This is a genomic window from Sulfitobacter sp. (assembly GCF_041552635.1).
GTDB lineage: Bacteria > Pseudomonadota > Alphaproteobacteria > Rhodobacterales > Rhodobacteraceae > Sulfitobacter.
The window spans coordinates 1-7,846 of sequence record NZ_JBFEKM010000177.1 but is presented as its reverse complement, the minus strand read 5'-3'; the positions used below and the strand labels follow the sequence as shown (position 1 = coordinate 7,846).

Here is a 7,846-nt window from a genome sequence, read left to right as displayed (position 1 = left end):
GCATCCAATTGATCCAGCAGCTTTCGAAACATCAAATGGCGATCCAGCCAAAAGGCGATCAGATGCGAATAGTTGGCGTTTCTTTCCCAGCCATTGCGGGGATACTCCTTGACCAGACTGCGCATGGCATCCGGCAAACCAACGCGTTCGCTAAGAGATGTGGGGGTGGGAGTGGGTGTGTCAGACATTCGAAGAACAATAATCCAGAACGTAAGGCAGGTAAATTCTGCAATTCTGAACAGGCTTCGCGCGCTTAAAGATAGCCTTCGGACCGGAAGCTAAGTTCGCGGGACTTTCCGATGATCAGATGGTCATGCAAGGTCAGGCCCAGTGCCGTACAGGCCGCAAGAATCTGCTGCGTCATGTCGATATCAGCCTGCGACGGGGTTGGGTCGCCCGAGGGATGGTTATGTACCAAAATCAGCGCGCTGGCATTAAGTTCAAGCGCGCGTTTGGCGACCTCGCGGGGGTAGACCGGCACATGGTCGACCGTGCCTTTTCCCTGTTCCTCATCGCCGATGATCACGTTCTTGCGGTCAAGATATAGCACGCGAAACTGTTCGGTCTCGCGGTGGGCCATCGTTGTGTGGCAATAGTCCAGCAGCGCGTCCCAACTGGACACGACATGTTGCTGCATCACCTTTGAACGCGCCAGCCGGTGGGCTGCGGCCTCGATGATCTTGAGCTCGACAATCACGGCATCACCAATACCCGAGATATCGCGCAAACGCGCCTCGGGCGCGGTGATGACCCGGTTGAAATCGCCAAAATGATCCATCAGCGCATGGGCCAGAGGTTTCACGTCACGCCGTGGGATCGCCCGAAAGAGGACAAGTTCGAGCAATTCATAATCCGGCAACGCGCCAGCCCCGCCTTGCATAAAGCGGGCACGCAATCGTTGCCGGTGATCCACGATATAAGACGGTTGTTTGCCCGAAACGGGTACCGTTTCCACTGCCTCGTCGTGCAGAAACGGAAACACAGGTTCAGCCAAAGAGTTGTTTTTTCCCATAGCCCGAAGCATTCCCAATCTTGGTTACGATGGGGTTAATTCTTGGCGGGAAGGTCGTGAAAAATCAGGTGGGGCAAATCATCGCCCCACCCCATATCAGCCTTTCATCGAATCCCAAAAGGATCTGACTGATGAAAAGAAGCTGCTGGATTCCGGATTGTTGTTTTCCGATTCCTTTTCAAACTCTTGCAGCAATTCTTTTTGGCGACCGGTCAGGTTTACAGGCGTTTCAACCGCAAGTTCGATGATCATGTCGCCCGTGCCACCGCCGCGCAAAGGTGGCATACCCTTGCCACGCAAGCGCATCTGGCGGCCGGATTGGCTGCCTGACGGGATCTGCACACGGCCACGGCCACCGTCGATCGTGGGCACCTCGATGCTGCCCCCAAGGGCGGCGGTACTCATTGATACTGGGACGCGGCAGAACAGGTTGCCGCCGTCGCGTTCGAACAACTCGTGATCTTGGACCTCGATAAAGATGTAAAGATCGCCGGATGGCCCACCGCGCATGCCCGCCTCGCCTTCGCCGGCAAGACGAATGCGTGTGCCGGTTTCAACGCCAGCAGGGATGTTCACCGACAAGGTACGGTCTTTTTCAACACGTCCGGCACCACGACAAGATTTGCACGGATTCTTGACGATCTGGCCCATACCCGAACAGGTGGGGCAGGTGCGTTCAACAGTAAAGAAACCCTGCTGCGCGCGAACCTTACCCATACCTGAACAGGTGGGGCAAGAAGTCGGTTCTGCGCCGCCTTCGGCACCGGTTCCGCTACAGGAATCGCAGGCGATTGACGTTGGCACGTTGATCGATTTTTGCATCCCCTTGAACGCATCTTCGAGGGTGATGCCAAGGTTGTAGCGCAGATCGGCACCACGGGCTGCACGACGACCGCCGCCGCCCCGCTGGTTGCCCATAAAGTCGCCGAACAGATCGTCGAAAACATCCGAGAACGCGGACGAGAAATCGCCTTGCCCGCCGCCAAAGCCGCCGCCGGGACGTTGTCCGCCCCCGCCCATTCCGCCCTCGAATGCGGCATGACCATACCGGTCATATGCGGCCTTCTTATCGGCACTCTTCAGGACTTCGTAGGCTTCGTTGGCCTCTTTGAATTGCGCCTCGGCATTTGGATTGTCTGCATTGCGGTCAGGGTGCAGTTCCTTGGCTTTGGTGCGGTAGCCTTTTTTGATTTCGTCGGCAGAGGCACCTTTGGCAATGCCGAGAATCTCGTAATAGTCACGTTTGGCCATGGATTAACTCCTACGCTGGAACGTGCGGGGCCGGCCCAGCAAGCGGACCGGCCCCATCAGTGGTTCCAATGGCACGCTTATGCGCGCTTGTTATCGTCCAGATCTTCGAAATCGGCATCAACAATGTCGTCATCGCCATGCGGGGCATCTGCTGCTTCGGCCATGTCTTCATTGCTGTCCTGTGCGGACTTATAGATGGCTTCGCCCAGTTTCATTGCCGCTTCTGTGACGTTCTGAATGCCCGACTTGATCTTTTCGACGTTGTCGGTTTCCAGTTCGTCGTTCAGGGCAGCGATGGCCAGTTCGATCGCTTCGACAGTTGTAGGATCAACCTTGTCAGAATGCTCTTCCACCGACTTTTCGGTCGAGTGGATCAGCGATTCCGCCTGGTTTTTCGCTTCGATCAGCGCGCGACGTTCTTTATCTGCGTCGGCGTTGTCTTCGGCATCCTTGACCATCTTTTCGATGTCGGCATCGGACAGACCGCCAGAGGCCTGGATCGTGATCTTTTGTTCCTTGCCTGTGCCTTTGTCCAGCGCGCCAACGGCAACGATACCGTTTGCGTCGATGTCAAAGGTCACTTCGATCTGGGGCATACCGCGTGGTGCGGGAGGGATGCTTTCCAGATTGAACGCGCCAAGGATCTTGTTATCCGCAGCCATTTCGCGTTCGCCTTGGAACACGCGGATGGTCACAGCGTTCTGGTTATCTTCGGCGGTCGAGAATACCTGAGACTTTTTCGTCGGGATCGTGGTGTTACGGTCGATCAGACGGGTAAAGACGCCGCCCAATGTTTCGATACCCAGCGACAAAGGAGTCACGTCAAGCAGAACAACGTCTTTGACGTCGCCCTGAAGAACACCGGCCTGAATGGCAGCGCCCAAGGCAACCACTTCGTCAGGGTTTACACCCTTGTGGGGTTCCTTGCCGAAGAACTTGGTCACTTCTTCGATGACGCGCGGCATGCGGGTCATACCACCGACCAGAACAACCTCGTCGATTTCAGAAGCAGTGATACCCGCATCTTTCAACGCAGCGGCACAAGGCTTCATCGACGCTTTGATCAGGTCACCAACCAGCTGTTCCAGTTTGGAACGCGTCAGTTTCATCACCATGTGCAACGGCGATCCGTCTTTGCCCATCGAGATAAACGGCTGGTTGATCTCTGTCTGGCTGGCGCTGGACAGTTCGATCTTGGCCTTTTCGGCAGCTTCTTTCAGACGCTGAAGCGCCATCTTGTCTTGGGTCAGATCAACGCCGTTCGTCTTTTTGAACTCATCCGCAAGATAGTTCACGATGCGCATGTCAAAGTCTTCACCACCAAGGAACGTGTCGCCATTGGTGGATTTTACTTCGAACAGACCATCGTCAATCTCGAGGATTGTAACGTCGAATGTACCGCCACCAAGGTCATAGACCGCGATGGTTTGTGTTTCTTTCTTGTCCAGACCGTAGGCCAGCGCGGCAGCTGTCGGTTCGTTGATGATCCGCAGCACTTCAAGACCGGCGATCTTGCCTGCGTCTTTGGTGGCCTGACGCTGGGCGTCGTTAAAGTAGGCAGGCACAGTGATAACCGCTTGGGTGACTTCTTCGCCCAGATACGATTCCGCTGTTTCCTTCATTTTACCAAGGATGAACGCAGAGATTTGCGAAGGTGAGTATTTCTCGCCCTTGGCTTCGACCCATGCATCGCCGTTGCCGCCATCAATGACCTTGAATGGCAGGTTCTTTTTATCCTTGGCCAGATCCACGTCGTCATTGCGACGACCGATCAGGCGCTTGACGCCGAAAATTGTGTTTTCTGGGTTTGTAACCGCTTGCCGCTTGGCAGGCTGGCCGACCAGACGTTCGTCGTCGGTGAACGCGACGATCGATGGGGTTGTGCGTGCACCTTCCGCGTTTTCGATGACGCGAGGCTGGCTGCCGTCCATGATGGCGATACAGCTGTTGGTGGTTCCTAGGTCGATACCAATTACTTTGGCCATGATTTGATCCCTCATTGAGTTAAGGCGATGACACGAAGTTCAGGCCCGTTTCGGCACCTTCGCCCCGATCTGTGAAGCTAAAGGCCGTGTGCCCTCAGCGGTTCGATGGGTATATAAGGAGCAGTTCTGGACCCTGCAACCGTTGCATGAGAAAGGAATTGGAGAATCTGTGTGGATTTTTCGCTAATCAGGCAAAGAAGGGCAAATAAATGACAGTTCTGCGTTTGCGCGGCTTTGAAATTCACAAAGGGGCGCTGGATCGCCCTGAACAACAGGCGCTGTTGGACGGCGTTAGGGCTGTGGTCAAGGCGGCTCCGTTCTTTCGGCCTGAAACACCGGGCGGGCAGAAAATGTCGGTTCGGATGACGTCGGCAGGCAAATATGGCTGGTATTCCGACGCCCAAGGATACCGCTATGCACCCGCGCACCCGAACGGCGCTGCGTGGCCTGCAATACCAACAGCGGCATTGGCGATCTGGGACAGATTGACCGGACTGGAGCGGCTCCCGGAATGCTGTTTGATCAACTACTACGATTCAGATGCGAAAATGGGCCTGCACCAAGACCGCGACGAAGCCGATTTTCGCTGGCCGGTGGTGTCAGTGTCTTTGGGGGATGAAGGTCTGTTTCGCATTGGCGGTCAGAAACGCGGCGGCAAGACAGACAGCATCTGGCTGCAATCGGGGGATGTGGTGGTCATGGGTGGCGAAGCGCGGCTGCACCATCACGGAATTGACCGGATCAGGGCGGGGTCATCCAAGCTGTTGCCCAAGGGTGGTCGGATCAACCTGACGCTGCGCGTCGTTGAATAATCAACGTCAGCGCCGCGCGCTCCAGCTGGCAGAGGCGTGTTTGCGGGTGTAAAATTCGCCCATCAGCCCGATCACCATCAGGACAACGCCAACCCACACCGCATATTCCCAGTTGCTGTAGCGCGGGTTGTAGTTGATGAAAGCATAGCCGCGCGCCTGATCAATGATATGGAACAGTGGGTTCCAATCGAACATGGCAATCATGAATGACGGAAGGCTGTTCGCCAGAAACATCTTGCCCGATGCGACCATGTTCGCCCGCTGGTATAGCGACGTGAAAATGGTCGTAAAGGACGGGGCCCAAGGCTTGATCGCCAACAGCACCATGCCGACGGCTACGCCAGTACCCCACGACACCATCATCATGAAAAGCACGCCGGGCGCATCGTCTATCACGACCGGGTTCCATGCCAGATGATAAACGGACATGATCATCACCAAGGATAGCATCTGGATGTACAGCGCGCCCAAGGCAGATGCAGCTAGGGCAATCATCGTGGTCATGGGGGCGTGTTGCATCATCGCACTTGCCGGCCCTTCAGACCCCGCGACGGCGGTCACTGTTTTGGTGTGCATCATGAACAGGAAAATACCTGTCATGATATAGATGACGAAATCGCCCCTGATTGCGGATCCCCGCATGCCAAGCATCGTGAACATCACATAGAAAACGCCAACAAAGATAACCGCCTGCAAGATGTTGATGCCGATCGCGGCAAACGCATTGTTGTGCTGTTTGCGCACGGACCTGACGACAGAGTGATATACCAGCTCTGCCATATTGATGGCCGAGCTGAGCGATCCGCGCGAAGTTCGCTTTGGTTGAAACATCTCGGGCTGCCTCTTTAAGCTGTGTCTTTGCACGGAATTCTTGCTGTTCCGTTAATCGGCAATCATAAGGGGTTCCAGCAAAGTAATCAACAAAACTAAAGGGCCGGTTCAGTATGGATTATAAAAAATTGGTGACGGTAATGCGCCGTCTGTCGCTTGAGGCAGGTGACAAGGTCATGGAAATTTACGGCTCTGATGATTTTGAGGTGAAGACCAAATCTGATGAAAGCCCTGTCACCATCGCTGACGAGGCAGCGGACAAGATCATTTCCGACGGTCTGCGTGCCGCGTTTCCCGACGTTATGCTGGTGACTGAAGAACAGTCCGACACTCACTCCGCACGCGGTGACACCTTTTTGATTGTCGACCCTCTGGATGGCACCAAGGAATTCATCAACCGCCGGGGGGATTTCACCGTGAACATCGCCCTTGTCGAAGGGGGCGTGCCGACCCGTGGTGTTGTCTATGCTCCGGCGCGCGGGCGGATGTTCTTTACCCTCGCAGATGGTCAGGCGGTCGAAGAAGCCGGTGATTTCCCAAAGGATGAAATGGGACCGGTCACGGCGATTTCAGTCTCTGACCCGGACAATTCTGCCCTATTGGTCGTTGCGTCAAAATCGCACCGCGATCAGGCAACGGATGATTACATCGCCAAATACAACGTCAGCGACATGAAAAGCGCAGGGTCGTCGTTGAAATTCTGCCTGATCGCGACAGGCGAGGCGGATTTATATCCCCGCGTTGGCCGCACGATGGAGTGGGACACTGCCGCAGGTCATGCCGTGCTGAATGGTGCAGGCGGTGCCGTGGTGCGCTTTGATGATCTGACGCCGCTGACATATGGTAAGGCCGATTTCGCCAATCCGTTCTTTATCGCCTACGCGCCGGGCGTTGAATTGGAAGCATCCTGATGTCTGTCCTCATCGTCATTCCGGCGCGCTATGCCTCGACACGCTATCCGGCGAAACCGTTGGCCCTGCTGAAAGGGGCCAGCGGCACATCGCGCAGTCTGATTGAGCGCAGCTGGCTGGCAGCCTGCGAGGTGCAGGGTGTCGACAAGGTGGTCGTGGCCACCGATGATGACCGGATCAAGGACGCGGCCGAGGCGTTCGGGGCAGAGGTGGTGATGACGGCGGTCGAATGTGCCAACGGAACCGAACGCTGCGCGCAGGCGCACGAGGTGTTGGGCAGTGGGTACGATATCGTCGTCAACCTGCAAGGCGATGCGCCGCTTACCCCGCATTGGTTCGTCGAAAGCCTTGTACAGGGTCTGCAAAACGACCCTAAAGCAGGGATCGCGACCCCTGTGCTGCGCTGTGACGGTTCGACCCTGAACAGCCTGTTGGCTGACCGCAAAGCCGGTCGTGTAGGCGGGACAACATCTGTCTTTGCTGCCGACCACAAGGCGCTGTATTTCTCGAAAGAGGTGATTCCGTTTACCTCGAAAACCTATGCCGATGCTGATCCGACCCCCGTCTTTCACCACGTCGGCGTCTATGCGTATCGTCCCGATGCGCTTGCGGCCTATCCGTCTTGGCCCGTTGGCCCGCTGGAACAGCTAGAAGGGCTGGAACAGCTGCGCTTTATGGAAAACGGCCATACGGTGCTGTGCGTCGAAGTTGATGCAAAAGGCCGTCAGTTTTGGGAGCTGAACAACCCTGAAGACGTGCCAAAGATCGAAGCAATGATGGCGCAAATGGGCTTGGAATGACTGACCTGCCCGTCAGTGTCGTGATTGTCAGCCGTGGGCGACCACAGTCACTGACATGCACTTTGACGGGCATTTCGCAACTGCAATACTGGAATTTTGAGGTCGTTGTGGTTGCTGATCCGGGCAGTATCGCGGCGGCCCGAACCTTGCCTTTCGCGTCCGAACTGAAATTGGTGCCTTTCGACCAGCCCAACATTTCGGCGGCGCGCAACCTTGGTCTGACCCACGCGGCAGGTGATATCAT

General features: G+C 56.0%; 8 protein-coding genes and 1 pseudogene. 4 read left to right on the top strand and 5 right to left on the bottom strand.

Annotated elements, in window-relative coordinates:
- The 4 genes and pseudogenes from ABYT07_RS17235 to dnaK all read right to left on the bottom strand — a co-directional run.
- Positions 1-188: pseudogene (locus ABYT07_RS17235) on the bottom strand (hemerythrin domain-containing protein); the annotation flags it as partial.
- Between the two features lie 65 nt (positions 189-253).
- Positions 254-1,012, bottom strand: coding sequence for a DNA repair protein RadC (radC, locus tag ABYT07_RS17230; protein ID WP_372993270.1), 759 nt, complete (start codon positions 1,010-1,012; stop codon positions 254-256).
- 96 nt (positions 1,013-1,108) lie between these two features.
- Positions 1,109-2,263, bottom strand: a complete 1,155-nt coding sequence (dnaJ, locus tag ABYT07_RS17225; protein WP_372993269.1) for a molecular chaperone DnaJ — start codon at positions 2,261-2,263, stop codon at positions 1,109-1,111.
- A gap of 77 nt (positions 2,264-2,340) precedes the next feature.
- The gene (gene dnaK / locus ABYT07_RS17220; RefSeq protein ID WP_372993268.1) at positions 2,341-4,248 is read right to left on the bottom strand and encodes a molecular chaperone DnaK; all 1,908 of its coding nucleotides are present in this window, start codon (positions 4,246-4,248) and stop codon (positions 2,341-2,343) included.
- 209 nt (positions 4,249-4,457) lie between these two features.
- On the opposite strand from dnaK, the gene ABYT07_RS17215 reads away from it, so the two are divergent.
- Complete coding sequence (locus ABYT07_RS17215) at positions 4,458-5,060, top strand: alpha-ketoglutarate-dependent dioxygenase AlkB (protein ID WP_372993267.1); 603 nt, start codon at positions 4,458-4,460, stop codon at positions 5,058-5,060.
- A 6-nt stretch (positions 5,061-5,066) separates the two neighbouring features.
- On the opposite strand, the gene ABYT07_RS17210 is transcribed toward ABYT07_RS17215, so the two are convergent.
- The gene (locus ABYT07_RS17210) at positions 5,067-5,891 is read right to left on the bottom strand and encodes an ABC transporter permease (RefSeq protein ID WP_372993266.1); all 825 of its coding nucleotides are present in this window, start codon (positions 5,889-5,891) and stop codon (positions 5,067-5,069) included.
- Positions 5,892-6,004: 113 nt separating this feature from the next.
- Here ABYT07_RS17210 and cysQ point away from each other — a divergent pair, with 113 nt between their 5' ends.
- The 3 genes from cysQ to ABYT07_RS17195 form a co-directional block, all read left to right on the top strand.
- On the top strand, positions 6,005-6,802 hold the full coding sequence (cysQ, locus tag ABYT07_RS17205) for a 3'(2'),5'-bisphosphate nucleotidase CysQ (RefSeq protein ID WP_372993265.1): 798 nt from the start codon (positions 6,005-6,007) through the stop codon (positions 6,800-6,802).
- Positions 6,802-7,602, top strand: coding sequence for a 3-deoxy-manno-octulosonate cytidylyltransferase (locus ABYT07_RS17200; protein ID WP_372993264.1), 801 nt, complete (start codon positions 6,802-6,804; stop codon positions 7,600-7,602). Before cysQ ends, ABYT07_RS17200 begins: the two co-directional genes overlap by 1 nt.
- Positions 7,599-7,846, top strand: a 248-nt coding sequence (locus tag ABYT07_RS17195) for a glycosyltransferase family 2 protein (protein ID WP_372993263.1), incomplete at its 3' end; no start/stop codon positions are given. The genes ABYT07_RS17200 and ABYT07_RS17195, both read left to right, overlap by 4 nt.

Coding starts and splice junctions, on each gene's coding strand:
- ABYT07_RS17210 (WP_372993266.1), bottom strand. CDS start 5,891: ATGTTTCAACCAAAGCGAACTTCGCGCGGATCGCTCAGCTCGGCCATC.
- cysQ (WP_372993265.1), top strand. CDS start 6,005: ATGGATTATAAAAAATTGGTGACGGTAATGCGCCGTCTGTCGCTTGAG.
- dnaJ (WP_372993269.1), bottom strand. CDS start 2,263: ATGGCCAAACGTGACTATTACGAGATTCTCGGCATTGCCAAAGGTGCC.
- ABYT07_RS17200 (WP_372993264.1), top strand. CDS start 6,802: ATGTCTGTCCTCATCGTCATTCCGGCGCGCTATGCCTCGACACGCTAT.
- dnaK (WP_372993268.1), bottom strand. CDS start 4,248: ATGGCCAAAGTAATTGGTATCGACCTAGGAACCACCAACAGCTGTATC.
- ABYT07_RS17215 (WP_372993267.1), top strand. CDS start 4,458: ATGACAGTTCTGCGTTTGCGCGGCTTTGAAATTCACAAAGGGGCGCTG.
- radC (WP_372993270.1), bottom strand. CDS start 1,012: ATGGGAAAAAACAACTCTTTGGCTGAACCTGTGTTTCCGTTTCTGCAC.